Annotated in this window: 20 protein-coding genes; 11 read left to right on the top strand and 9 right to left on the bottom strand. The window is 72.0% G+C overall.

The annotated features are described in order from the left end of the window. Nucleotides 1–157 precede the first annotated feature (157 nt). Nucleotides 158–727 (bottom strand): putative immunity protein, encoded by a 570-nt coding sequence (locus ACIP8W_RS12740; protein WP_401954554.1) that lies wholly within the window; start codon nucleotides 725–727, stop codon nucleotides 158–160. A 598-nt stretch (nucleotides 728–1,325) separates the two neighbouring features. Here ACIP8W_RS12740 and azu point away from each other — a divergent pair. Further along, the gene (gene azu / locus ACIP8W_RS12745) at nucleotides 1,326–1,718 is read left to right on the top strand and encodes an azurin (protein WP_401954551.1); all 393 of its coding nucleotides are present in this window, start codon (nucleotides 1,326–1,328) and stop codon (nucleotides 1,716–1,718) included. Nucleotides 1,719–1,829: 111 nt separating this feature from the next. On the opposite strand, the gene ACIP8W_RS12750 is transcribed toward azu, so the two are convergent. Then, complete coding sequence (locus ACIP8W_RS12750) at nucleotides 1,830–2,483, bottom strand: HNH endonuclease family protein (RefSeq protein WP_401954548.1); 654 nt, start codon at nucleotides 2,481–2,483, stop codon at nucleotides 1,830–1,832. A gap of 300 nt (nucleotides 2,484–2,783) precedes the next feature. On the opposite strand from ACIP8W_RS12750, the gene ACIP8W_RS12755 reads away from it, so the two are divergent. After that, nucleotides 2,784–3,515: an ABC transporter permease gene (locus ACIP8W_RS12755; RefSeq protein WP_401954545.1), complete on the top strand. Its 732-nt coding sequence runs from the start codon at nucleotides 2,784–2,786 to the stop codon at nucleotides 3,513–3,515. Between the two features lie 201 nt (nucleotides 3,516–3,716). After that, nucleotides 3,717–4,562, top strand: a complete 846-nt coding sequence (locus tag ACIP8W_RS12760) for a GNAT family N-acetyltransferase (protein ID WP_401954612.1) — start codon at nucleotides 3,717–3,719, stop codon at nucleotides 4,560–4,562. A gap of 124 nt (nucleotides 4,563–4,686) precedes the next feature. Here the strand turns inward: ACIP8W_RS12760 and ACIP8W_RS12765 are convergent, their stop codons facing one another. Continuing rightward, entirely contained in the window at nucleotides 4,687–5,874 is a 1,188-nt protein-coding gene (locus ACIP8W_RS12765; protein WP_402202915.1) for a peptidoglycan-binding protein, read from the bottom strand. A gap of 175 nt (nucleotides 5,875–6,049) precedes the next feature. Between ACIP8W_RS12765 and ACIP8W_RS12770 the strand changes: the two genes are divergently transcribed. Then, nucleotides 6,050–8,107 carry a DHA2 family efflux MFS transporter permease subunit gene (locus ACIP8W_RS12770; protein WP_402202917.1) on the top strand — a complete coding sequence of 686 codons (2,058 nt, stop codon included), beginning with the start codon at nucleotides 6,050–6,052 and terminating at the stop codon, nucleotides 8,105–8,107. 14 nt (nucleotides 8,108–8,121) lie between these two features. Here ACIP8W_RS12770 and ACIP8W_RS12775 read toward each other — a convergent pair whose 3' ends face one another. Then, nucleotides 8,122–8,796 (bottom strand): O-methyltransferase, encoded by a 675-nt coding sequence (locus ACIP8W_RS12775; protein WP_402202919.1) that lies wholly within the window; start codon nucleotides 8,794–8,796, stop codon nucleotides 8,122–8,124. Between the two features lie 210 nt (nucleotides 8,797–9,006). Between ACIP8W_RS12775 and ACIP8W_RS12780 the strand changes: the two genes are divergently transcribed. Next, nucleotides 9,007–11,100, top strand: coding sequence for a bifunctional glycosyltransferase 87/phosphatase PAP2 family protein (locus tag ACIP8W_RS12780; protein WP_401954534.1), 2,094 nt, complete (start codon nucleotides 9,007–9,009; stop codon nucleotides 11,098–11,100). Between the two features lie 125 nt (nucleotides 11,101–11,225). On the opposite strand, the gene ACIP8W_RS12785 is transcribed toward ACIP8W_RS12780, so the two are convergent. From ACIP8W_RS12785 to ACIP8W_RS12795, 3 genes are all read right to left on the bottom strand, one after another. Beyond that, entirely contained in the window at nucleotides 11,226–12,596 is a 1,371-nt protein-coding gene (locus ACIP8W_RS12785; RefSeq protein ID WP_401954531.1) for a prenyltransferase/squalene oxidase repeat-containing protein, read from the bottom strand. Nucleotides 12,597–12,661: 65 nt separating this feature from the next. Then, nucleotides 12,662–13,039 (bottom strand): hypothetical protein, encoded by a 378-nt coding sequence (locus ACIP8W_RS12790; RefSeq protein ID WP_402202921.1) that lies wholly within the window; start codon nucleotides 13,037–13,039, stop codon nucleotides 12,662–12,664. A 176-nt stretch (nucleotides 13,040–13,215) separates the two neighbouring features. Further along, the gene (locus tag ACIP8W_RS12795) at nucleotides 13,216–14,262 is read right to left on the bottom strand and encodes an ABC transporter substrate-binding protein (RefSeq protein ID WP_401954526.1); all 1,047 of its coding nucleotides are present in this window, start codon (nucleotides 14,260–14,262) and stop codon (nucleotides 13,216–13,218) included. A 105-nt stretch (nucleotides 14,263–14,367) separates the two neighbouring features. Here ACIP8W_RS12795 and ACIP8W_RS12800 point away from each other — a divergent pair, with 105 nt between their 5' ends. From ACIP8W_RS12800 to ACIP8W_RS12815, 4 genes are all read left to right on the top strand, one after another. After that, nucleotides 14,368–15,423 (top strand): FecCD family ABC transporter permease, encoded by a 1,056-nt coding sequence (locus ACIP8W_RS12800; protein ID WP_401954524.1) that lies wholly within the window; start codon nucleotides 14,368–14,370, stop codon nucleotides 15,421–15,423. Then, on the top strand, nucleotides 15,420–16,544 hold the full coding sequence (locus ACIP8W_RS12805) for a FecCD family ABC transporter permease (protein WP_401954522.1): 1,125 nt from the start codon (nucleotides 15,420–15,422) through the stop codon (nucleotides 16,542–16,544). Before ACIP8W_RS12800 ends, ACIP8W_RS12805 begins: the two co-directional genes overlap by 4 nt. Then, nucleotides 16,541–17,377: an ABC transporter ATP-binding protein gene (locus tag ACIP8W_RS12810; protein WP_401954519.1), complete on the top strand. Its 837-nt coding sequence runs from the start codon at nucleotides 16,541–16,543 to the stop codon at nucleotides 17,375–17,377. The genes ACIP8W_RS12805 and ACIP8W_RS12810 overlap by 4 nt, the downstream gene beginning before the upstream one ends. Before the next feature lie 559 nt (nucleotides 17,378–17,936). After that, nucleotides 17,937–20,345, top strand: a complete 2,409-nt coding sequence (locus ACIP8W_RS12815) for an endonuclease/exonuclease/phosphatase family protein (protein ID WP_402203051.1) — start codon at nucleotides 17,937–17,939, stop codon at nucleotides 20,343–20,345. Nucleotides 20,346–20,599: 254 nt separating this feature from the next. Here the strand turns inward: ACIP8W_RS12815 and ACIP8W_RS12820 are convergent, their stop codons facing one another. Beyond that, nucleotides 20,600–21,100, bottom strand: a complete 501-nt coding sequence (locus tag ACIP8W_RS12820) for an FAD-linked oxidase C-terminal domain-containing protein (protein ID WP_402202924.1) — start codon at nucleotides 21,098–21,100, stop codon at nucleotides 20,600–20,602. 101 nt (nucleotides 21,101–21,201) lie between these two features. After that, nucleotides 21,202–21,585, bottom strand: coding sequence for an STAS domain-containing protein (locus ACIP8W_RS12825; protein WP_401954517.1), 384 nt, complete (start codon nucleotides 21,583–21,585; stop codon nucleotides 21,202–21,204). Between the two features lie 272 nt (nucleotides 21,586–21,857). Between ACIP8W_RS12825 and ACIP8W_RS12830 the strand changes: the two genes are divergently transcribed. Continuing rightward, on the top strand, nucleotides 21,858–22,499 hold the full coding sequence (locus ACIP8W_RS12830) for a hypothetical protein (protein ID WP_401954514.1): 642 nt from the start codon (nucleotides 21,858–21,860) through the stop codon (nucleotides 22,497–22,499). A gap of 373 nt (nucleotides 22,500–22,872) precedes the next feature. Next, nucleotides 22,873–24,201 carry a glycosyltransferase family 4 protein gene (locus tag ACIP8W_RS12835; protein WP_401954511.1) on the top strand — a complete coding sequence of 443 codons (1,329 nt, stop codon included), beginning with the start codon at nucleotides 22,873–22,875 and terminating at the stop codon, nucleotides 24,199–24,201. Nucleotides 24,202–24,248 lie beyond the last annotated feature (47 nt).

Raw genomic sequence — 24,248 nt, forward strand, 5'->3', positions numbered from 1 at the left:
GCGGGGTCACCAGTTCGTGAACGTGATGGAAGACGCGTTCCACGAGGCACTGCGGGACCTGGCCGAACCAGGCGACCTCGTCGGCGCGGGCGCGTAACAACCACCCCGAAAATCCCCTCGCCGGCGCGTGCGGAACGGCCGCGGTTGTCGACGAGGGTTAGTCGCGGTGTCGTAGCTGACCCTCAACTTGGCGGGGCATGCGCAGAGACGCGTCCAGGATGGTCATGAGCTGTGCGGCACGGCTCTTGCCGGTCGGCGCCGACGGGTATCTGTTCAAAACATCGATCAGGACGGGTGTGGCGCGTTGTCGAGCCTCCTCGATCAGCCGGAGCCCGACGGCGAAATCATCGTTCGCGTTCAATTCTCCAACGCGCGCGGCGCTTGCGGCGGCTCTCAGGATGTGACCGACTTGGGTGGCTTTCGCGATCGGATGGAGGTAGGCCGCAGAGGCGGCATCTCCCGCAGCGCGCGCAGCGAGCCGTGCGGCCTCCGTGGTCGCTTCCTTTGCCGCCCGGTGGGCGTCCAAGGAGGTGATGCGCTGAAGTTTGGTCCTCTTGGCGCCGTTCGCGAACTCCCGTGCGGCGTTGATGGCTGCACGAGGTCGAGGATCGCCGGGGTTGGTGTCCTCGAACACAGGAAGAACTTCCTCAGCGCTCTCCAGAACGTAGTGTGCGACGACGCGCAATTCGTCCATGGTCAGTTCAAAGTCCCCGGATCCGATCGTCACGGACCGGATTCTCCCATCGAGTTCTCCCATCGAGTGATCACCTGCGGTCTCGGACGGAGACTCTGGGACACGGTCTTGCCGAGGGGCGAGGCAGGAGTCAGCTGCGGCGCCGCCGAGACCGAGCGGCGCCGGGAGGTGCTCGACCAGGTGTATGCCGGAATCGGCGTTACCGACCGAGGAAGGAAAGCAGCCGTCTTCTCGGCCGCTTGGACGTTGGAGAGGGGTCCGCCGCCCCTGGATCGAGTAGATCCGGGGGCGGCGCGATCCGGTCCGGCTCAAGGCCCAGCTTGTGAGGGTGCACGCACACGGGTGTTCCATCCGGCGCGTATCGGTATCCGTCCTCCGGGTTGAAAGGGCATTCCCGGTTCGGGCGGTCGTAGATCAGGAAATCGGACCGTGGAAGCCGCTTTGATGGACAGATGCCGCACGCCGGATGGTCCGAATCCGCACGCCGGATGGTCCGAATCCGCACGCCGGATGGTCCGAATCGGCGTTCACGAAGGGCTCGTTCATGGAAGGAGGGTAGGGCGTGTCCCTTTGCTCGGCCGACCTGTTGACCAGTGTGTCCGCTGCGAAGACACCCCGAAGGAGAAGAACCATGGCCGAGTGCTCGGCAACCGTCGATTCCACCGACCAGATGAGCTACAACACCAAAGAGTTCACGATCGACAAGAGCTGTCGCGAGTTCACGATCAAGCTCACCCACTCGGGCAACCTCCCGAAGAACGTGATGGGCCACAACCTGGTCATCGCCAGGACCGCCGATATGCAGGCCATCGCCACCGAGGGCATGAGCCAGGGGCTCGACAAGGACTATCTCAAGACCGATGACGTGCGGATCATCGCCTACACCAAGATGATCGGGGCCCCTGAGCGGGAGGACGAGGTCGCGTTCGACACCTCGGCGCTCGAAGCCGGTGGGGACTACTCGTTCTTCTGCACCTTCCCCGGTCACATCTCGATGATGAAGGGCAGGGTCGTCGTGAAGTGACGACCGTGGTCAGTGGCGAAGCCGGACGAGGGCGGCCACGACGCGGGGCGCGGCCTGACGGGCGAGGGCGAGTTCGCCGGTGCCCGCCTGGTCAGGCCGCGCCTGAACGGTTCAGCAGCCGCTGAGGGTGTTGGTGAGCGCGGTCTTCTCGGCGGAGTCGACGCTGAGGTTGTAGTAGTGCTTCACCTCGACCCAGGCACGGACGTAGGTGCACGCGTACGAGGTGAGCGGTGGCATCCAGTTGGCCGGGTCCTTGTCGCCCTTGGCCTGGTTGACGTTGTCCGTGACGGCGATCAGCTGGGGGCGGGTCAGGTCGTTGGCGAACGCCTGGCGCTGCGCGGTGGTCCAGGTGTTGGCGCCCGACTTCCACGCCTCGGAGAGCGGCACCATGTGGTCGATGTCCACGTCGGACGCGGCGGTCCAGGTGGCGCCGTCGTAGACGGAGAACCAGCTGCCGCTGGTGGCGGCGCAGGCGGAGTCCTGGACGACGTTCGTGCCGTCGCGCTTGAGTACGACCTCGCGGGTGTTGCAGGTGCCCGACTGGGTGATCCAGTGCGGGAACATGTCGCGGCTGTAACCGGAGGACGAACCGACCGCCGCCACCGTGAGTTCGCCGAGGTAGGTACGGGCGGTGGCCGCGCTGACCGGGGTCGGCATGGCGGCCTGGGCGGCGGGGGCGGTGACCAGGCTGCCGGCGAAGGCGAGGGCGGCGGTGGCGGCGAGCAGGGCGATGCGTGGCATACGACGCGCGTAGACGGCGGACATGTGAACTCCCTGGGGATGGGGGGAACCTGATGTGGCGGCGGAGGGTTGTGCTCCGGTGGGGACGGAGCCCGTGGCCCGGCGCCATCGTCGCGGCGGTGGGTTTCCGGGAGGTGGGCGCCAGGTAACAGCGTGGCGACATGTCCACGTCAGATCAAGAGGTGGGGGCGACCGAATGATCCGACAGGTGGGTAATTGGTGTGCACCCGGGAGGATTTGGTCGATTCGGCGCGGTGGGGCGCGCCCAGGCGCGGCTCTGTGCGCGGGGGCGCGACGGGCACGGCCTACTGTGGAACGGTGCTGATGCGGGTCGACATCACGTTCGGGGTTGTGCTCGGTCTGCTGCTGATCGTGGCGGTGACCGTCGCCGCGCTCGCCCGGCTCGGGCGGGGGCGCGAGATGGGCATCGCGGGGGTACGGGCGGCGGCCCAGCTCGGCGCGGTCTCCCTGATCATCGGCTGGGTCGTCGGCTCCGTACCGCCGCTGCTCGGCTTCATCGCGCTGATGTACGCGGTCGCCGTACGCACCGCAGGGCGCCGTATCACCCCGAACGGGAGCTGGTGGTGGGCCGCCGCGCCGATCGCGGCCGGGGTGGCGCCCGTGATGGCGGTCGTCCTGCTCACCGGGGTCGTCCCCACCAAGGGCATCGCGATCATCCCGATCGCCGGCATCCTCATCGGCGGCGCGCTCACCGCGACCGTACTGAGCGGCCGGCGTGCCCTCGACGAACTGCACGCGCGCCGGGGCGAGGTCGAGGCGGGGCTCGCGCTCGGGCTGCTGGAACGCGACGCCCGGATGGAGGTGTCGCGCACCGCCGCCTCGGACGCGCTGCTGCCGGGGCTCGACCAGACCAGGACGGTGGGGCTGGTCACGCTGCCGGGGGCGTTCGTGGGAATGCTGCTGGGCGGCGCCTCACCGGTGCTGGCGGGGGCGGTGCAACTGTTCGTCCTGGTGGCGCTGATGGCCGTACAGGCGGTGGCGGTGACCGTGGTGCTCGAACTGGTGACGCGGGGGCGGCTGCACCGGGACGAGTGATCCGGCGCGCCCCCCGGAGAGCCCGGTGCGCCCCCCGGAGAGCCCGGTGGGCTGCCGGGAGACCCGGTGGACTGCCGGAAAACCACGGGACCCGGAGCGCCCGGTCATGATCGAATCCCCTCACCACGACTGGTCCGACAGAGGTACGACAGAGCTGGAGCGCCCGTGCACATGGATGACGAAGGCGACCTGCCCGCCCGGATGGAGCGGAACCTCGCGGAGCACGCCTGCCATCTCCACCGGCGGCTGACCGGGGCGCGGGTCACGGAGGCCGCCGGTCTGACGGTCGCCGACAGCGGGCTGGCCGACGACACCTTCAATATCGTCGCGGCGGCCCGCTTCCCGCCGGACACCGCCGACGCCCGGATCGCGGAGACGGTACGCGGACTGCGCGCCACCGGACGCCCGTTCTCCTGGTGGGTGGGGCCCGCCTCGGCCCCCGCCGACCTCTCCGCCCGGCTGATCGCGGCGGGGCTGCCGGTGGCCGGGCGGGAGACGGCGATGTTCGCGTTGCTGGGCGAGGGGCCGCCGTACGACATCCGGCCGTACGGCGACACCCGGCCGTACGAGGGCGCGTGGGGGCCGTACGTGGACGGGCAGCCGTACGCCGAAGGGGAGCCGTCCGCCGACGGGCTGGAGATCCGGCCGGTCGCGACCCCGGAGCGGCTCGCCGACTTCGCCACGGTCCTCGCCGCCAACTGGCAGCCGCCCGCCGCCTCCGTCCGCCGGTTCTTCGAGCGGGCCGCGCCCCGGGCGCTCGCCGTCGACAGCCCGGCGCGCTATCTGGTCGGCTACGCGGAGGGGCGCCCGGTCTGCTCGGCCGAGGTCTTCTTCCACGCGGAGGTCGCCGGGATCTACAACGTCTGCACTCTGGCCGCCCACCGCCGACGCGGCTACGGAGGGGCCATCACACTCGCCGCACTGGACACCGCCCGTGGCCGGGGATACCGGACGGCGGTCCTCCAAGCCTCGGCGGAGGGCGAACCGGTCTACCGGAAGCTGGGGTTCCGCTCCTGCGGCCGGTTCACCGAGCACGCGATCGGGTGAGGGGTTACGGGAGGTGCGGGCGTACGGAGGCACGAAGTGGCCCCGCACCCTGGTCAGGGTGAGCGTGCGGGGCCACTTTGTTACTGCATTATACAAATTGACGCACCGGCACGTCGCGTCGCCGTCAGAACGCGTACCCGTATCCCGGCGCCCCCGCTCCGTATCCCGGCCCCGGCCCCGGCCCGTAGGTGGGGAACTGCCCGGGGCCCCCGGGCGGCGGGCCCGGGAACTGGCCCGGCTCGCCCGGCTCCCGCGTCTCCGCCTCCAGAGCGCGCCGGGTGGCGGGTCCGTAGACGCCCGCCTTGTCGGCGGAGCCGATCCGGCGGTACCCCTGGTAGAGGCGTACGGCCTCCGCGAGGCGCTCGTCGTACTTCCCGTTCGGTGCTCCGTTGAACAGCCAGAGCTGGGCCAGCCGCTGCTGGAGCTCGACGACCTCGGGCCCGGAGTCCCCGAGCCGCAGCGTCTTCCCGTCCGCCGCCGGGGTCCTGGTCGGCTTCGGTTCGGGCTTCGGCTTGGGAGGGGACGGTGGCTTGGGCCCGCTCTTCGGGGTGGGGGACGTCGACGTCTTCGGTACGGCCGGGGCCGCCACCTCGGCGGGGAGTTGCTGGGGCTCCTCACCGCCGGGTGCGGCGGGGCCGACGTACGGCGGCGGCATCTCGGAGACGCGCGTATGCGGGATGTCCCGCCCGGCGCCCGGCAGCCAGGTGCTCGTCTCGCGAGGGGACGCCTGGGCCCTCCCGTCGCTCTCCGAGAACGCCCCTCCGGCGAGCGCCGCGACCCCGATCGCCACGGCCAGCCCGCAGAGCGCGACGGCCTTGAGCGCCCCGCGATGCGGCGAGGGCGGCTCGGGGTGGAGCGGCGCCCCGGGCGGCTGGGCGAAGAGCATCGCCGGGGTGAGCGGCGGCAGCGGACCCGAGGGCGGGAAGCCGCCGCGCGGGGTGTCGCCCTCGGTGGGGAGCGGTATGTACGGGCGGGGCCGCAGCGGGTTGGTGCCCTCCTCGTCGGACAGCTCGGCCGACGGGTCGGGCGGGGCCTGTGGCATCGGCGGGGCCTGGAGGGCCGGTGGGGCCGGTGGGGCGGGCGGAGCCGACAGGGCCGGTAGGGCCGGCAAGGTCGATGGAGCCGGTGGTGTCGGTGGGGTTGCCGGGACCGGTGGCAGCAGTTGGGTCGGCGCCTCGGCGGCGTGCGCCTGCTGGACGTACGCGGCCTGGGCCTGTGCCGCCCGTACGGCGCGCTGCGCCGCGCAGCCGCAGCCGGGTGTGGCCTCCGGGGTCGTCGGCGTACCGCAATCGGGACAGTGCTGTCCGGTCAACGTGGGTCCCCTCCCCTTGAACTGCCGCCGATTATGCAGGGCGCGGGGGTGAGACCCATCGGGGCGTCCACCGGTTCCCGGTCCCGGCGGGGACCAGGAACGGCCTCGACAGGCCATAACCGGACAGAGCGGCCAGGATGGATATCCGGTGGGACAGGACCCGAGGAGATATCCCGTGCCCCAGCAGGATCAGAGGGATCAGCAGGAAGCGGGCGACGCCCCCGGCGAGGGGCAGAAGCCGCGCACGGTCCTGGTCGCGATCGGCGCGCTCCTGATGGGCATGCTGCTCGCCGCGCTCGACCAGACGATCGTCTCCACCGCCCTGCCGACCATCGTCAGCGACCTCGGCGGACTGGAGCACCTCTCCTGGGTGGTCACCGCCTATCTGCTGGCCTCGACCGCCGCCACCCCGCTCTGGGGCAAGCTCGGCGACCAGTACGGCCGCAAGCGGCTCTTCCAGACCGCCATCGTCATCTTCCTGATCGGCTCCGCGCTCTGCGGCGTCGCCCAGAACATGGCCCAGCTCATCGGTTTCCGCGCGCTCCAGGGGCTGGGCGGCGGCGGGCTGATCGTGCTCTCGATGGCGATCGTCGGCGATCTCGTCGCACCGCGCGAACGCGGCAAGTACCAGGGCCTGTTCGGAGCCGTGTTCGGCGCTACGAGCGTTCTCGGACCGCTGCTCGGCGGCTTCTTCACCCAGCATCTGAGCTGGCGCTGGGTCTTCTACATCAATCTGCCGCTCGGTGTGGTCGCACTGCTGGTCATCGCCTCCGTACTGCACATCCCGGTGCACCGGACCCGGCACACCATCGACTACCTCGGCACCTTTCTGATCGCCTCCGTCGCCGTCTGTCTGGTGCTGGTCGCCTCGCTCGGCGGCACCACCTGGGCCTGGGACTCCGCCGGGATCATCGGGCTGGCGCTCCTCGGGCTGGTGCTGCTCGCGGTCTTCGTCCGGGTCGAGCGGCGGGCCGCCGAGCCCGTACTGCCGCTGCGGCTCTTCCGGCTGCGGACCTTCACGCTGGTCGCGGTCATCAGCTTCATCGTGGGGTTCGCGATGTTCGGCACGATGACCTATCTGCCGACCTTCCTCCAGGTCGTCCAGGGCGTGACCCCGACCATGTCGGGCGTCCATCTGCTGCCCATGGTGCTCGGCCTGCTGCTCACCTCCACCCTGTCCGGGCAGATCGTCAGCCGTACCGGCCGCTGGAAGGCGTTCCCCATCCTCGGTACGGGCGTCACGGCCATCGGGCTGCTGCTGCTCCACCAGCTCACGGAGTTCAGCGGTACGTGGCGGATGAGCGTGTACTTCTTCGTCTTCGGCGCGGGGCTCGGCCTGGTCATGCAGGTCCTGGTGCTGGTCGTACAGAACGCGGTCGGCTACCGGGACCTGGGCGTCGCGACCTCGGGGGCGACCTTCTTCCGCTCGATCGGCGCGTCCTTCGGGGTCGCCGTCTTCGGCACGATCTTCACCAATCTGCTCCGGGGCAAGCTCGACGCCGCCCTCGCGGGCCGGACGCTGCCACCCGGCGCGAGCGCGGGCGAACTGTCCGCCGACCCCCAGTCGCTGGGCCGGCTGCCGGACGCGCTGCGGGCGACCGTACTGCACGCGTACGCGACCTCCATCACCGATGTCTTCCTGTACGGGGTTCCGCTGGTCCTGGTGGGTTTCGTGGTGGCGTGGTTCCTCAAGGAGGACAAGCTGCGCGGCTCGGTGACCGCCCCGGAGATCAGCGAGACCCTGGCCTCCAACCCGGTCGAGCGCTCCTCGCACGACGAGGTGGCGCGCGCCCTGTCGGTGCTCGGCACGCGCGAGGGCCGCCGCCGGATCTACCGGACGATCACCGCGAAGGCGGGGTACGACCTGCTTCCGGCGTCCAGCTGGCTGCTGCTGCGGATCCGGCGCCAGGGCTCCGCACAGCCCGCGATGCTGGCGGAGACCACGCCCGTACCGCTGACGGCCATCACGGACGCGTCCCGGCAACTGGAGGAGCGCGGGCTCGTCGACCGGACGGGGGTGGAGCTGACGCTCACCGCCTCGGGGGCGGCGTCGGCCGAGGCGCTGGCGAAGGCCCGCGAGGAGTCGCTGTCGGAGCTGCTGGGGGACTGGTGGGGCCCGGACCGGCCGACGGACCTCGTCCAGCTGGTGCACGACCTCAACGCCGAACTGTGCGGCTCGGACGGTGAGTGCCCGGACACCGACGGCCCGCCGGGGGACCACCAGCGGCTCTGAGAGCCCGCCGGGGGTTACGCGGTGACGCGGATGAGGGCGAAGCCGTCGTACCCCTTGGTGCCCACGGTCTGTACGGCGGTCGCGGACAGCCGGGGGTCCGCCGCGATCAGCTCGAACATGCTCCGGGTGGCGAGGACGGCCGGGTCGGTGCTGTCCGGGTCGGCGACCGCGCCGGCGCGTACGACATTGTCGACGATGATCACGCTGCCCGGCCGGGTGAGCTTCAGCGCCCACTCCAGGTAGTGCGGGTTGTTCGGTTTGTCGGCGTCGACGAACACGAGGTCGAAGGGGCCCGCGCCCTCGGCGGCCAGGACCGGCAGCGAGTCCAGCGCGGCCCCCGTCCTGACCTCGGCGACCCGGTCGAGCCCGGCGCGCGCGAGATTGGTACGGGCCACCTCTGCGTGGGCCGGGTCGTACTCCAGGGAGACCAGCCTGCCGTCGGCGGGCAGCGCGCGGGCCAGCCAGATGGTGCTGTAGCCGCCGAGCGTGCCGATCTCCAGAATGGTGCGGGCGCCCTGCGTCAGGGCGATCAACTGGAGCAGTTTGCCCTGGTTCGGGGCGACGTTGATGGCGGGCAGACCGGCCGCGTCACTGGCCGCGAGCGCGGCGGTGAGCGCATCGTCGGCGGGGGCGAGGCGGTCGGTGAGGTAGTGGTCGACGGCGTTCCACCGGTCCTGGGGCTGTGGCATGGGGGCTCCCGCTTTCCTGGGAAGTTTCTTGAGGAAGGTCTGAGACAGTGCCTGAGGCGGTTTCCTGTGCGCAACGTAACCCCGGCGCCCGCCGGACAAGGGCGGGCACAAGGGCATTGAGCCAAAACAGGGATGACAGTCAGGCGAAGAGGGGGTTGCCTGGGTCTCCCTTTCGGGGCAGTGCGAGGCTCTATGCCTCAGAGACGGTGTATGTGGACGGAGGGTCGGCGCGGCGTGGCGAATGCGGAGCACAGCGGGCACGGCGGTGCGGCGGCGGGTACCGCGGGGGATGGGCTCGGCAGAGTCCGGGCGGTCCTCTGGCTGGTCGCCGCGGTGCTGGCGGTCAGACAGACGGCGGCGGTGCTGGGGCGGCCGCCGGGGGAACGGCTCACCGACCTGGAGACCTGGACCGGGGCCAACGGGGTCCTCCATGTGACGGGGTCGCTGTACGACACCGGGAAGTTCACCGGGACGCCGTTCGTCGGTCTCGTGCTCAAGCCGCTCACCCGGGCCGCCGAGCAGAGCCTCGGCATCGCGTGGACCCTGGGGACCCTGCTGCTGGTCGTGGCCCTCGGGCTGGTGGCCGCGCGGGCGCTGCCCGGCCGGGTGTCCCGTCGTACCGGACTGCTCGCCGCGCCCGTCGCGATCAGCCTGCTGATGCTCTCGCTGCCGGTACGCAACAGCTTCTCGCTCGGGCAGACCAGCGTCATCCCGGTGCTGCTGGTGCTGCTCGGCTGCCTCACCGTACGGAGCGAACGGGCCTCCGGCGTCCTCATCGGCGTCGGCGCGGCCCTCCAGCCCGCCGTCCTGCTCTTCGCGCCGCTGCTCTGGTTCACCGGCCGCAGGAAGGCGGCTGTCACCTCGGCCGGGACCTTCGCCGGGCTCACCGCGCTGACCTGGGCCGTGATGCCGGGCGACTCCTGGGCGTACTGGGTGCACCATGTCGCGGGCGCGGGGCTCGGCGAGCGCGCGGACAGCCTCGCCAACCAGTCCCTGCACGGGGCGCTGCTGCGGTTCGGGCTGACCGGGCCGCCGGAGGTCGCGCTCGCCGTCCTGCTGGGCGCGGCCGTGGTCTGGCTCGGGCTGCGACGGGCGGTGCGGTACGCGCGCGACGGGCAGCCGCTGCTCGCCGTCGCACTGACCGGCTGCGTCGCGGTCGCGGTCTCGCCGGCCGCCTGGCAGCACCAGCTGCTGTGGCTGCTGCCGGCGCTGGTCGGCCGGGTCGGCACCCGGGCCAGGGACCGGCTGGTGTGGCCCGCGGTGGCGATCCTGGTGATGACGCTGCCGGGCAGGATGCTGCTGCCCAACATGAAGTTCCTGGCTCCGGTGCGGGAGAACCTCCCGCTGATCGTGGCGCTGGCGGCGGCCTGCGCGGTGCCCTTCCTGCTGCGTACCTCGCCGTACTTCGACAAGCCGGTCCCGACCGAGTACGCCGAGGCGGCGCCGTCGCGCTGGAGCCGGGTGCCGCTGGTGCCGTTCTGGAAGCGGCTGCTCACCCGGCCCAACCTGCTGCTCGAACTGCTGGCGATCAGGGTCGGGTACGCGCTCTACTCCCACATCCGGCTGGCCGCGACGGGCGGTCGCGAGACCGCCGAGGAGCACGGCCGACAGATCCACTCCATCGAGCGGGCGCTCGGGATCGACATCGAGCGATGGGCCAACCAGGCGGCGGTCGACACGAAGTGGATCGCCGACTTCTTCAACTTCTACTACACGTCGTTCCACTTCATGATCCCGCTCACGATCCTCGCCGTGCTGTACGTGCGACGGCCCGCCGACTACCGCTGGGCCCGCTCCTCGCTGGGCTTCGCGACGGTGCTGGCGCTCATCGGCTTCTGGTTCTACCCGCTGGCGCCGCCCCGGCTCATGCCCGGCCTGGGCTTCATCGACACCGTCCACGGCCCCCAGGACCTGACCAACCCCGACTACGGCGCGCTCACCGCGCTCACCAACCAGTACGCGGCGATGCCCTCGCTGCACTTCGGCTGGTCGCTCTGGTGCGGGATCGTCATCGTGGTGCTCGCGCCCAGGATGTGGATGAAGATCCTCGGGCTGCTCCACCCCCTCTTCACGGTCTGCGCCATCGTCGCCACCGCCAACCACTGGGTGCTCGACGCGGTCGGCGGCGCGGTGGTGGTGGGCACGGGCTTCGCCCTGACCTACGTACTGGCGGGCCCGAGGCGGCTGCTGCCGCGCCCGGTGACACCAGCGGCACCGGTGGCACCAGCGGCACCTAGGGCACCGAAAGTGGTGGCGCAGGGCACGGCGCCGCAGGATGAGAAGGTCCCCTCCGGGAAGAGTTGAGAGTCAGCGGGGCTCTCCGGGCGGCGGGAAGAACCGGACGGACTCTCCGGGGGAGAAAGGGACCGGACGGACTCTGCGGGGAGACGGGAAGAGACCAGGCGGACTCTCCGGGAAGAGTCGAAGAGTCAGGCGGACTCTCCGGGAGGCCGCGTCTTCCTGCGGTTCCTCAGCAGGAAGACGGTCCCGGCCCCGACGGCCAGCCCGCTCCCGATGATCCACCCGAGCCCCGGCCACTCCGCGTAGCGGCTCGTGGCCGCCGCCGCACCCGTCGTACCCGGTGCGGCGGGTGCGGGCGGCGGGGCGATCGACCTGGGCGGCGGGCCGGTCGCGTTCAGCCGCCGTACGAGGTCGATGCCGCCGAAGTCACGGGGGTCGGTGCCCGTCGCGTGCGCGGTCAGGATCAACTGGGCCCAGGCGGCGGGCCCGTTCTCCCGCGCCCAGGCGGCGGAGTTCCGCTTCAGCCACTCCAGGGCGCGGGCCGCCCGGTCCCCGTACCCGGTGGCGGTCAGGGCGATCACGGCCTGCGCGGTGGTCCCGACATCGGGCGCGCTCTCGGCGCCGGGCGCCGGGGGCCGGTCGAGGTGGCCGGTCGCCGCGAGGGAGACGGCCAGATAGGCCGCGCCGTTGCGGGCGGCCCGCTCCGGCGGGAGGTCGGCGGTGGGATCCGTCGCCGTGGGCCCGGAGTCCACGCAGGAGGGTGCGGTACTCCCGGCCGCCACCGGCCCGGTGACCAGCCGCTTGCCCGTGCCGCCGAGGACCGCGGCCGCCGTGGCGCCGTCGTCGGCGGTGAGCCGGCCCGACCCGTCGGGGTGGTCCGCGAAGGCCCCGGCGTCGGCCCCCGAGGGCGCGCCGCAGGGGACGGAGAGCCGCACCAGCGCGTCATAGGCGTTACGGCCCTCGGGGTGGGGCGCGTTGTCGTGCGTACGGACCGAACTGGGCCGCACCCCGGCGGCGGTCAGCGCGCCTATCACCAGCGAGATGGAGCGCGCGTCGCTCGGCGCGCCGGGCGCCCGGCCCCAGCCGCCGTCCGCGTTCTGCGCGGTCCGCAGCCAGCCGATCGCGCCGCCCATGGCGACGCCCTGACCGCCGAGCGAGGACAGTGTCTGGACGGCCGTGGCGGTGACGCCGACATCGCCCGGTGTCCGTCCGTCGCAGGGCACGGCGGGATCGGGGCGGTACGCGGTGAACGCGCCGTCGGCGCACTGCTGTCCCTGGAGCCAGCGCACCGCGTCGTCGGCGGGGCGCACCCCGGCGACCAACTGCCCCAGCATCGCCAGCGCCTGACGCCGGACCCCGTCACGGGTGGGGTCCTGGTCGCCGTACAGCCCCGGCGGGATCACCACGGGCCCGGCGGGCGGGGCGGGAGAGGGCGGGGGGGCGGGAGAGGTCCGGGCGGGGGCGGGTACGTCGCCGCCCGCCACGGCTGCCGGAGCGTACGCCCCGCAGAGCACGGCGGACGCGGCGAACGCCGCCGCACAGCGGCGAACGGTGGTCATGGCTGGCTGCGCCTCTCCTGCGGACGGGGGCCGTCACCCGGCCCCGTACGGGCGACCGGTACGGGTCACGACGACGGCCCGCCCACTCTACCGGCCACCCCGAAGCCTCCCGGGACGAGCCGCCCCCGTACGACCGGCGCCGTCACGAGCAGGAACACCGCGAAGGCGGTCAGCCGTTGGAGCCCCGGCTCGGCGAGGGTGCCGCTGTGGTGAATGCCGTACACCGCGTACACGGTGGCGGCGACACCGGTCACCACGATCGCGCAGGCCAGGTCCACCCCGCCGTGTCTGCCACGTATCAACAGCGGCGCGGCCGGCGGGTCGAGGACCGCGAGGGACGACCAGGAGAGGTTGAGCCGGCCGGGAGCCCGGCCGTAGGGGTGGAGACCGGGGCGGACCAGGTCGGTCATGTGCGCGGCGGTCCCCACCAGCAGCACGGCCACGTATCCGCGGACGATCGTGGCCGCCCACCCCGGCGTGCGGCGGGGGCGGGTGGGGGCTCGCGGGAGGGCATCCCGGCAGCCCGTCACCCGCGGAAGACTCGCGGAAGGCCCACGGAAGGCCCGCGGAAGGCCCGCGGAAGGCCCCCGCCGGGCCTCCGCAGGTTTCCGACGGACGGTCAGTCGCGGGCCGGGTCGACGCCGAAGGTCTTGGCGACGTCGTCGAGCATGGTCTCGGCGCCCTGGACGCTGACTGAGCTGAACCAGGTGAGGTCGGAGACCGACGTGCGCTTACCCGTCAGCTTCTTCCAGAGAGGGTTGGTCTCGAACTGCTTGCTCGCCTTCTGGGCCGCGCCGGTCGGGTCGTCGAACGTGGAGACGAAGAGATAGTCGGCGTCGAGCGAACGGATCCGCTCCTGGCTGATGTCCACGTTGATGCCGTCCTTCGTGGTCGGCTGGCCCTTCGGCCGTTCGAAGCCGATGTCGTCCATGACCTGGCCCGGGAAGGACGCCTCGGTGTAGAGCCGCACCGTGGGCTCCCCGGCGAAGCGGACGACGGAGACGGTGGGCATCGTGCCCTTGTTCTTCTCCTTGATCTCCTCGCCGATCTTCTTCGCGCGCTTCTCGTACGTGGCGATGCGCTCCTTGGCGAGGGTCTCCTTGTCGAGGACCTTGCCGAGCATCAGGAGGTTCTGCTTCCAGGTCGGGCCCGTGGTCTCGCTGAAGACGGTGGGCGCGATCTTCTCGAACTGGTTGTAGTACTTCTCATGCCGGACCTTCGCCGAGACGATCAGGTCGGGCTTGGTCGCGGCGAGCTTGCCGAGGTTCGGCGTCATCAACTCGCCGGTGTCCACCGCGCCCTTGCTGTACGTCTTGCCGTCCGCGCCGAGGTAGTCCGGCAGCCCGTGCTGTCCGTAGGTGCGGTACGCCGGGTACGCCACGACCTCGGCCTTCAGCGCGATGGCCGCGTCGACGTAGCTGGTGTCCAGGGCGGCGACCCGCACCGGGCGCTTGTCTATCGTCACCTTGCCCATCGCGGTGTCGATGGTGACCGGGTAGGCCCCGTCGGCGGCCTTGGTGGCGCCCGAGCCGGAGTCGGCGGAGTCGCTCGACCCGCCGCAGGCGGCGAGCCCGAGGGAGGCGACGGTCACCAGGGCGACGGCCGAGAGCGTACGTCCGCGCGCAGCTCGGTGAGTTGATCCGGACGTACGGTGCACCCTGTTCATGACGCTTCCCTTGCAGTGGATAGCCTTACCTAACTTTCCTGTGAACACTAAAGTAAGAGGTCGTTTCAGGCCAATGGGTACACCGACAAGATCAAGGGGAGCGGCGTGACATCCGTTACGCGGGCCGAACGGCCCGTGCCCGCCGCCCGGTCGAGGACCGCACCGGCACGGCGACGGCGGCTCGTCGGGCTCGCCGTACTGCTCGGCGCGCTGGCGCTGGCGCTGGCCGCGAGCCTGCTGCTCGGCTCCCAGCCGCTGACCCCGGGGGCCGTCTGGCACGCGCTCACCGCGCCCACCGGCACCGACGACGACATCATCGTGCGCTCCCTGCGCGCGCCACGCACCGCCCTCGCGGCCCTCGCCGGACTGGCGCTCGGCGTCGCGGGCGCGGTCGTCCAGGGCCACACCCGCAATCCGCTGGCCGACCCCGGACTGCTCGGCGTCACCCAGGGCGCGGCGCTCGCCGTCGTGCTCGGCGTCTTCATCCTGCGGCTCGACAGCCTGTACGGGTACGTCTGGTTCGCGTTCGCGGGCGCGCTCGTCGCCAGCGTCGTGGTCTTCGCCCTCGGCACGCTCTCCCAGGGCGGGCCCACCCCGCTGACCCTGGTGCTCGCCGGGGCCGCGATGTCCGCGTTCCTCGGCGGCCTGGTCTCCGCGCTGGTCCTCCTCGACCAGCAGAGCCTGGACGTCTACCGGTTCTGGCGGGTCGGCTCGGTGGCCGGACGCCCCGCCGACATCGTCTGGCAGGTCCTGCCGTTCATCGTCGTCGGAGTCGTCCTCGCCCTGGTCAACGCCCCCGGGCTGAACGCGCTCGCGCTCGGCGACGACCTCGCCCGCGCGCTGGGCATCCGCGTCGGACTCACCCGCGCCACCGGCATCGCGGCCATCACCGTCCTCACCGGCGCGGCCGTCGCGGCCTGCGGACCGATCGGCTTCGTCGGCCTGATCGTGCCGCAGTTCGCCCGTTTCCTGACCGGCCCCGACCACCGCTGGCTGCTGCCGTACTCCGGACTGCTCGGCGCGCTGCTGCTCCTGGTCGCCGATGTCATCGGCCGGGTCGTGGCCCCGCCCGGCGAACTGGAGGTCGGCATCGTCATCGCGGTGATCGGCTGCCCGTTCTTCCTGTACCTCATCCGGCGGCGGAAGCTGGCCCAGCTGTGACCGACACCTCTCCCTCCCTCCCCATACCGGCGGGTGACCGCGCGTCGTTCGGCCGGCCCGCCGCCAGGCTCGGCCCGTTCTCCTGGGTCCTGCGCGGCCGGGTGATCGCGGTGACCGCCGTCCTGCTCGTCGCGCTGGTCGCGGTGACCGCGTACGGACTGACCCTCGGTGACCCCGCCCTCAGCACCGCCGACATCCTGGACGTCCTGCGGGACGGCGGGACCCGGGTGCAGCACTTCATCCTGATCGACCTCCTCGCCCCACGCGCCCTCGGCGGCGCGCTCGTCGGCGCCGCGCTCGGGCTCTCCGGCGCGCTCACCCAGTCCGTCTCCCGCAACCCGCTGGCCAGCCCGGACATCATGGGTATCACCTGGGGCGCGGCCGTGGGCGCCGTCTCGGTGATCGTCCTCGGCGGATCGCGCGGCGGCCAGATCAGCGGCACGCTCGGCAACCTCGGGGTGCCGGTCGTGTCCCTGGCCGGCGGGCTGCTCGCCGCCCTCGCCGTGTATCTGGTGGCCCGCGCCCCCGGCACCCGCGGCGGCGGTACGGGCGGCCACCGGCTGCTGCTGGCCGGCATCGGCGTGTCGACGCTCCTGGCCAACCTCACCTACTGGCTGCTCACCCTGGCCGACGTCACCGACGCGGGCCGCGCCCAGCAGTGGCTCACCGGCAGCCTCAGCGGCATGGACTGGCCCCAGGTCGTACCCACCGGGATCGCCCTCGCCCTCCTCGTCCCGCTCACCCTGCTCGGCGCGCACCGGCTCGCCGCGCTCGGCCTCGGCGACGACAGCGCGCGCGGCCTCGGCCTGCCGGTGGAGCGCACGCGCGTGCTGCTCCTGCTGGCCGCCGTCGCGCTCGCCGCCGTCGCCACGGCGGCGGCGGGCCCCATCGCCTTCGTCGCCCTCGCCACCCCGCAGATCGCGATGCGGGCGTGCGGGGTGGCCCAGCCGCCGCTGATCGCCTCCACCGTGCTGGGCGCGCTGCTGACCGTGACGGCCGACCTGCTCGCCCGGGTCGCCTTCGGCTCCATCGAACTGCCGGTCGGCGTCCTCACGGCGGTGCTCGGCGCGCCGTACCTCATGTATCTGCTGATCCGCAGCCGCCGGAAGGCCCGCTCATGACCCTCGAACCGCCCGCCCCCACCCCCGGATCCGCCCGGCTGACCGCCCGCGGGCTGCGCCTCTCGTACGGGACGAAGACCGTCGTCGACGGCCTCGACCTGGACGTCCTCGACCGTACGGTCACCGCCGTCATCGGCCCCAACGGCTGCGGCAAGTCCACGCTCCTGCGCGCGCTCGGCCGGCTGCTCACCCCGCAGGCGGGCCAGGTCCTGCTGGACGGCCGGCCGCTCGGCAAAATGGCGACGAAGGAGGTGGCCAGGACGATCGGCGTCCTGCCGCAGTCGCCCACCGCCCCCGACGGGCTGACCGTCGCCGACCTGGTGGCCAGGGGCCGCCATCCGCACCAGTCCTGGTACCGCCAGTGGTCCTCCGACGACGAGGCGGTCGTCCTGGAGTCGCTGCGGATGACCGACATGCTGGACCACGCGGACCGGACGATCGACGAGCTGTCGGGCGGCCAGCGGCAGCGCGTCTGGATCTCCATGGCGCTCGCCCAGCAGACCGAACTCCTGCTGCTGGACGAGCCGACGACCTATCTGGACCTCGCCCACCAGGTCGACGTCCTCGACCTGGTCGAGCGGCTGCACACCGACCACGGCCGTACGGTCGTGATGGTGCTGCACGACCTCAACCTCGCCGCCCGCTACGCCAAGCGGCTGATCGCCATGCGGGACGGCCGGATCGTCAGGACCGGGTCGCCCGAGGAGGTGCTGACCGAGGAGACCCTGCGCGAGGTGTTCGGCCTGGAGGCGGCCGTCATCACCGACCCGGTGTCGGGCACCCCGCTGGTGCTGCCGATCGGCGGCCGGCAGCGCGCCGCGCGGGAACGCTGACAGCAGGGCCCGGGTGGGGCCTGTCCGACACACAGCGCCTGGCCCGCGACGCCTGGCGGGCACTTCCCCGGCCACCTCCCCCGGACTCCGTCCGGGGGTACCCCCGGAGGTGCCCCCACGCCGCGTTGTCGGAGCCGCCCGAGTACGTCCAGTCCGCGGGCGATCTCCCGCGGACTCCGTCCCGGGGGTACCCCCACCGCCTTGTGATCGCACGCACCGGACGCCGTGAGCCCCGCCCCGAGGGGCGGATCGCACGCACCGGACGCAGTGAGCCCCGCCCCGAGGGGCGGACGGCGCCATGTGCCGGACAGGCCCCAGTGTTTGTTCGGTCCCCGGGCCCTTCCAGCCGTCGGCCAGGTTAATTTCCGTTAATTTCCGAGAACAGTCGGGGAACATCGCCCGCTTTGGGGTGTTCAGGTCTTGTTGACATCCCGTCTACGCGCGTATCTTGAGCCGACTTTCCGCTTTCCGCGCGGCTGCCCCCACATCAAGTGCGCAGGAATACGCGGCGGAACACGCGACAGAGAGAGCTACCGTGTCCTCTTCCATACCTCCGGCCCTGCGCGGCAGGCGGGCCAGGCTCATCGCCCTCACCCTCCCCGTGTCCATCGCCGGTTCGCTCATCGCGCTGCCGTCCGCCCAGGCGCTCCCCTCCCCGGACGCCGTGATCGCCGAGGTGTACGGCGGCGGCGGCAACTCCGGCGCCACGCTGACGCACGACTTCATCGAGCTGGGCAACGCGGGCGGCGCGGCCTTCGACCTGACCGGCTGGTCCGTGCAGTATCTGAGCGGCTCGCCCTCCTCGACCACCAAGTGGTCGGTCACCCCGCTGAGCGGCACCGTCCCCGCGGGCGGCAGCTATCTGATCCAGGGCGCCAAGGGCGCGGGCGGTGACACCGCGCTGCCCACCCCGGACGCGACCGGCACCCTCGCCCTGTCGGCGAGCAGCGGCACCGTCGCACTCGTCCACTCCACCACCGCCCTGACCTGCGTCACCGCCGCCGACTGCGCGGCGGACGGCAGCGTCAAGGACCTCGTCGGATTCGGTACGGCGGCGGTACGCGAGACCTCGCCCGCCACCGGTGCCGACAACACCCACTCCGTCGGCCGGACCGCCGCGCTCACCGACACGGACGACAACTCCGCGGACCTCACGGGACAGGCGCCCACCCCGCGCAACAGCGCCGGTACGGGCACGGGCGGCGGCGAGCCCGTACCGACCCCGTCGCCCACCGACACCACCCCCGGTGAGCTGCGCATCCACGACATCCAGGGCGCCACGCGGCTCTCCCCGTACGCCGGAAAGACCGTCACCGACGTCCCCGGTGTGGTCACCGCCGTCCGGTCCACCGGCACGCGCGGCTTCTGGATCCAGGACGTTCGGCCGGACAACGACCCCGCCACCAGCGAGGCCGTCTTCGTCTTCACCGGCTCGGCGACCCCGCAGGTCAAGGCCGGTGACTCCGTCCTCGTCTCGGCCAAGGTCGTCGAGTACTACCCGGGCGGCCAGGCATCCGGATCGCAGTCCCTGACCGAGCTGTCGGGACCGACGGTCACCGTGCTCTCCTCCGGCAACGCCCTCCCGGCCGCCGAGGTCATCAGGTCGAAGACGGTGCCCAACGCCTACGCGCCCACGGCCGCGCCGGGCTCCACGATCGAGTCGCTGCCCCTCAAGCCGGACACCTACGCGCTGGACTGGTACGAGTCCCGCGAGGGCATGCGCGTCGAGATCGGCGACAGCCGGGTGGTGGGCGCCTCCAACACGTACGGCGAGACGTGGGTGACCACCAAGCCGAAGCAGAACGCCACCCCGCGCGGCGGCACCGTCTACACCTCGTACACCGACGCCAACTCCGGCCGCCTCAAGCTGATCTCGCTGACCGGCCAGAAGGCGGCGGCCGATGTCGGCGACATCCTGACCGGACCGAGCACCGGGGTCCTCGACTACTCCAACTTCGGCGGCTACTCCCTCCAGACGACCACCCTGGGCACGGTCACGTCGAACGGCCTCAAGCCCGAGGTCGCGAAGAAGGCCAAGTCCAACGAACTGTCGATCGCCACGTACAACGTCGAGAACCTCGACCCGACCGACGCGCAGGCCAAGTTCGACCGGCTGGCCGAGGGCGTGGTCACCAACCTCGCCGCGCCCGACGTGGTGAGCCTGGAGGAGATCCAGGACAACAACGGCGCCAAGGACGACGGCACGGTCTCCGCCGACCGGACCCTCGCCCGGTTCACCGCCGCCATCAAGGCGAAGGGCGGCCCCGCCTACGACTGGCGCGCGATCGACCCGCAGGACAAGGCGGACGGCGGCGAGCCGGGCGGCAACATCCGCAACGTCTTCCTCTTCAACCCGGAGCGCGTCGGCTTCGTCGACCGTCCCGGCGGCGACGCCACCACCGCGACACAGGTCGTCACCAGCGGCAAGAAGGGCAAGGACATCGCCCTGTCCGTGTCCCCGGGCCGGATCAACCCCACCTCGGATGCCTGGAAGAACAGCCGCAAGCCGCTCGTCGGCGAGTTCCGGTTCCGCGGCGAGCAGGTCTTCGTCATCGGCAACCACTTCAACTCCAAGGGCGGCGACCAGCCGGTCCACGGTGTGTTCCAGCCGCCGGTCCTGGGCTCCGAGACCCAGCGGCTCACCCAGGCCGCGGAGGTCCACACCTTCGTCGCCGGACTCCTCGCCAAGGACAGCAAGGCCAAGGTCGTCGTCCTCGGTGACCTGAACGACTACCAGTTCTCCAGGCCGCTGGACGTGCTCAGGAAGGGCAAGGTCCTCAAGGACCTGATCAGCACCCTGCCGAAGAACGAGCGCTACAGCTACGTGTACGACGGAAGTTCGCAGACCCTGGACCACATTCTGGTCAGCCCGGCCGTCAAGAAGCCCGGCTACGAGGTCGTCCACATCAACGCGGAGTTCGCCGACCAGGCGAGCGACCACGACCCGCAGGTTGTCCGTATCAAGTGAGCCGACAGGAGGGCGGGTACGCGGGGACGCGTGCTCGCCCTTCGCGGTGTCGCGGTGTCGCGTGCTCGCCCTTCGGGGTGTCGCGGTGTCGCGTGCTCGCCCTTCGGGGTGTCGCGGTGTCGCGTGCTCGCCCTTCGGGGTGTCGCGGTGTCGCGTGCTCGCCCTTCGGGGTGTCGCGGGGACGCGTGCCCGCCCTTCGCGCTGTCGGGTCGCCTTGCCCGGGTTGAGGATCCCGTACGGATCGAACGCGGCCTTCAGCCGTGGTGCGGGGCCGGACTCCCCGGGCCCGGCTCGTCCGCGAGCCACTGGCGCTTGAGCGTGCCCACCCCGTGCTCCCCGGTGAGGCTGCCGCCCAGCCGCAGCGCCGGGCGCGCCCCCGGCGCCGGGGGCGGTTCCGGATCGACCGCTCGACGCGGCTCGTCGAGGCCGTGGACCGGGGCGCGGTCGATCTGGCCGTCTATGCCACCGAAGCGGCGGGCACCGCGGGCATCCCGGTCGGCGGGCTCCCGCCGGGCTGGTACGCGGCGCCCTCCTGGACCCCGCCGGACGCGCCGGGGCCGCTGCCGCTGGTGGCCATCGAGGACCCCTGCGCGATCCGCCGCCGCGCCCCGGGCGTCCTGGCCGAGCGGGGCATACCCGCCACCGTCGTCTGTGACGCGGGCTGTCCCGCCGGGGCCTCGACGCCGCGCGTGGGGCTCGGCGCCGCCCTGCTCGCCTCGATCGGAGAGGCCCCCGGCGGTCTGGCCCAGCGCCACGACCTACCGCCGGTCCCCACGATCCGGATGAGCGCCCACGTGGGGAAGGGCACGGATCCGGCGATGGTCGCGGCGATGCGGGGGCTGCTCGCGGGGACGGCTCAGGTGGCGCAGGGCGCCGTCAGATAGTCGAACGTCCGGGTCGCGTCGAGCACCCGTCGTACGGGAGGGGTGTAGCGCAACAGGCACAGGTCGCCGCCGGCCCGTCTGCTGGCCCGGCGCTGGCTGCGCAGGATGTTCAGGCCCGTGGAGTCCATGAACGGCACCTGGCTGAAGTCCAGCTCGACATAGCGGTCGGCCAGCGGCGCCAGCGTGACGAACAGATCGGGTCCCGTGTCACAGTCCAGCTCACCGCGGACCTGCACCAGCACGCGGTCATGACGGGGGACGATCCTCACGCGGAGCGGTTCGGCGGGCCGGGCCGGTTCGTACGGCTGCGACGGCGGTCGTGCGGGGGGCGGTACGGAGATGGGGGCCTCGCTCACTTGGGAAGGTCCGCGCCCGCCCGGGGTGTTTCGGGGATCCGGTACGGGGACGGCGCGACCGGGGCACGTTACACCGGGCGGCCCCCGGGACGGCGCCGGACCCGCCCGCGCGGCCCCCGCGCGGCCCAACGGCCGGTGTCGTCGATATGTGCCATTTCTGTGTGCTGGCTGTGATCTGTCCGCCGGATCGGCGTTACACGGGATTGGTTTTCTCATTCCACCGGGGCAGCGGCCCCGGTGGAGCAAGAGAAACAGAGCAAGGAGCCCCCCTCGTGTCCCTCATCGAAGCGTCCTCGACCCAGGCGGCCGAGTCCGAGTCCGGACAGTCCCGTGCCACGTTCTCGCTGCGCCGCCACCGCCTGATCGCGGTCCCCACCCTGCTGCTGAGCCTCGTGGTCGGCGGAGCCGTCCTGGCGGGTCCCGCCCAGGCGGCCGAAACCCCCAGTTGCCAGAGTCTCCCCGGCGCGACCTGCCCGTCGCAGCCGAGCGTCGGTATCACCGGTAGCTCCACCGCCCCGCAGGCCGTGCCCCGTGGCATCCAGGCGGCGCTGAACTACTGGCGTCAGCTCAGCTGGCCGAACTTCCGGAACATCGCCCAGCGCGGTGCCGCCTTCGAGGTCGAGAACTTCAACGACGCGCGCGGCCGGCACATCGAGGGCTGGATCGAGTCGGGCGGCCAGTACAACGACAACGGCGGCGCGCTGATGACCTTCATGCACAACGGCAACGCCGGCCCCAGTGCGAGGAACTACCAGGGCTCCTTCCAGGAGTACTACGGCAGCGTGTACCCGAACAACCCGGTGCGCAGCGGCATCGCGACCGGAAACTTCCGTATCGTGCGGGCGCTCGGCACCGGTGACGTCTGGGTCTCGATCGACCACTACTCCAACTTCCGCTACATCGGCCGCCCGTAACCGCGGCTGGAACCAGCACATGGAGGGCTCCCGCGTTCGGCGCGGATCCCGCGATATCACCCAGGTGATATCGCGGATCCGTACCGACCGCGGGGGCCCTCTCCGCGTTCCCGCGAGCGCGGCCCACGGTCCACGACGGCGCTCCCGCAGTGCTCCTCGCGGCGCTTTCCGTGGCGTGAATCACCCGGTCCGCCCGGTTCGGCGAGGCTACCTGCCGGTAGATTCGTCGCCTGGGTGTGCGGCGGCCATGCGACAGGCGTACGGCGTGCGAGAACTTGTTCAGGATCAACGTCGGCGGATACGCTCCGGCTAAACGGCAGTGACCACAGTGATGGCAGTGACCGCAGAGGGCACAGAGAGAAGAGGACCGGGCGTGACCGCTGGGGCGATCGAGGCGGGCACCGAGCAGGACTCCCCCTCCCCGGACGACGGCCGGCCCCTGCGTATCGCACTCCTCAGTTACAAGGGGAACGAGTTCTGCGGCGGCCAGGGCGTGTACGTCCGCCACCTCTCCCGCGAACTCGCCCGCCTCGGTCACCACGTCGAGGTCATCGGCGCCCAGCCCTACCCCGTACTCGACCTCGACGAGGGTGTCTCGCTCACCCAGCTGCCCAGCCTCGACCTCTACCGGCAGCCGGACCCCTTCCGCACTCCGGCGCGCGACGAGTTCCGCGACTGGATCGACGCCCTGGAAGTCGGCACGATGTGGACCGGCGGTTTCCCCGAGCCGCTCACCTTCTCGCTGCGGGCCCGGCGTCATCTGGCCGCCAGGGCGGGCGATTTCGATGTCGTCCACGACAACCAGACACTCGGTTACGGGCTGCTCGGCGACCTCGGCGCGCCCCTGGTCACCACCATCCACCACCCCATCACCGTCGACCGCGCGCTCGATCTGGCCGCCGCCCCCGACTGGCGCCGCCGGGCCTCCGTACGCCGCTGGTACGGCTTCACCCGGATGCAGAAGCGCGTCGCGCGCCGGCTGCCGTCCGTCCTCACCGTCTCCGACTCCTCCCGGCGGGAGATCACCGAGCATCTCGGGGTCCCCGCGGACCGTATCGACGTCGTGCACATCGGCGCCGACACCGGACTCTTCTCGCCCGATCCGGCCGTCACCGAGATACCCGGCCGGATCGTCACCACCTCCAGCGCGGACGTCCCGCTCAAGGGCCTCGTCCATCTGATCGAGGCGCTCGCCAAACTCCGCACGGAACACCCCGCCGCGCATCTGGTCGTCGTCGGCAAGCGCGCCGAGAACGGACCGGTCGCACGGGCCATCGAACGGTACGGGCTGGAAGGCGCCGTCGAGTTCGTCAAGGGCATCTCCGACGCGGAGCTGGTCGCACTGGTCCGGGGCGCGCAGATCTCCTGCGTACCGTCGCTGTACGAGGGGTTCTCGCTGCCTGCCGCCGAGGCGATGGCCACCGGCACACCGCTCGTCGCGACCACCGGGGGTGCGATCCCCGAGGTCACCGGTGCCGACGGCGAGACCTGTCTCGCCGTGCCGCCCGGCGACGCGGGCGCGCTGGCCGCCGCGCTCGGGCGGCTGCTCGACGACGCGGAGCTGCGCGCCCGGCTGGGCGCGGCGGGCCGGGCGCGGGTGCTGTCCCGGTTCACCTGGGCGAGCGCGGCCCGGGGGACCGCCGAGCGGTACCGCGAGGCCATCGCCCGGCAGGGCGCCCGTAAGGTGGCCGGGGCCCGCTGATGCCGTATCCCGTCCGTCCCCCGCTCCCCACCCACCTCTCTCCCCGT

This window comes from Streptomyces sp. NPDC088554, assembly GCF_044752945.1.
Classification (GTDB): Bacteria; Actinomycetota; Actinomycetes; order Streptomycetales; family Streptomycetaceae; genus Streptomyces.

Bases quoted from the DNA above. Each gene is read 5' to 3' on its own strand.
- ACIP8W_RS12775 (WP_402202919.1), bottom strand. From the start codon at position 8,796: ATGCCACAGCCCCAGGACCGGTGGAACGCCGTCGACCACTACCTCACC.
- ACIP8W_RS12780 (WP_401954534.1), top strand. From the start codon at position 9,007: ATGTGGACGGAGGGTCGGCGCGGCGTGGCGAATGCGGAGCACAGCGGG.
- ACIP8W_RS12750 (WP_401954548.1), bottom strand. From the start codon at position 2,483: ATGTCCGCCGTCTACGCGCGTCGTATGCCACGCATCGCCCTGCTCGCC.
- ACIP8W_RS12810 (WP_401954519.1), top strand. From the start codon at position 16,541: ATGACCCTCGAACCGCCCGCCCCCACCCCCGGATCCGCCCGGCTGACC.
- ACIP8W_RS12795 (WP_401954526.1), bottom strand. From the start codon at position 14,262: ATGAACAGGGTGCACCGTACGTCCGGATCAACTCACCGAGCTGCGCGC.
- ACIP8W_RS12785 (WP_401954531.1), bottom strand. From the start codon at position 12,596: ATGACCACCGTTCGCCGCTGTGCGGCGGCGTTCGCCGCGTCCGCCGTG.
- ACIP8W_RS12755 (WP_401954545.1), top strand. From the start codon at position 2,784: ATGCGGGTCGACATCACGTTCGGGGTTGTGCTCGGTCTGCTGCTGATC.
- azu (WP_401954551.1), top strand. From the start codon at position 1,326: ATGGCCGAGTGCTCGGCAACCGTCGATTCCACCGACCAGATGAGCTAC.
- ACIP8W_RS12760 (WP_401954612.1), top strand. From the start codon at position 3,717: ATGGAGCGGAACCTCGCGGAGCACGCCTGCCATCTCCACCGGCGGCTG.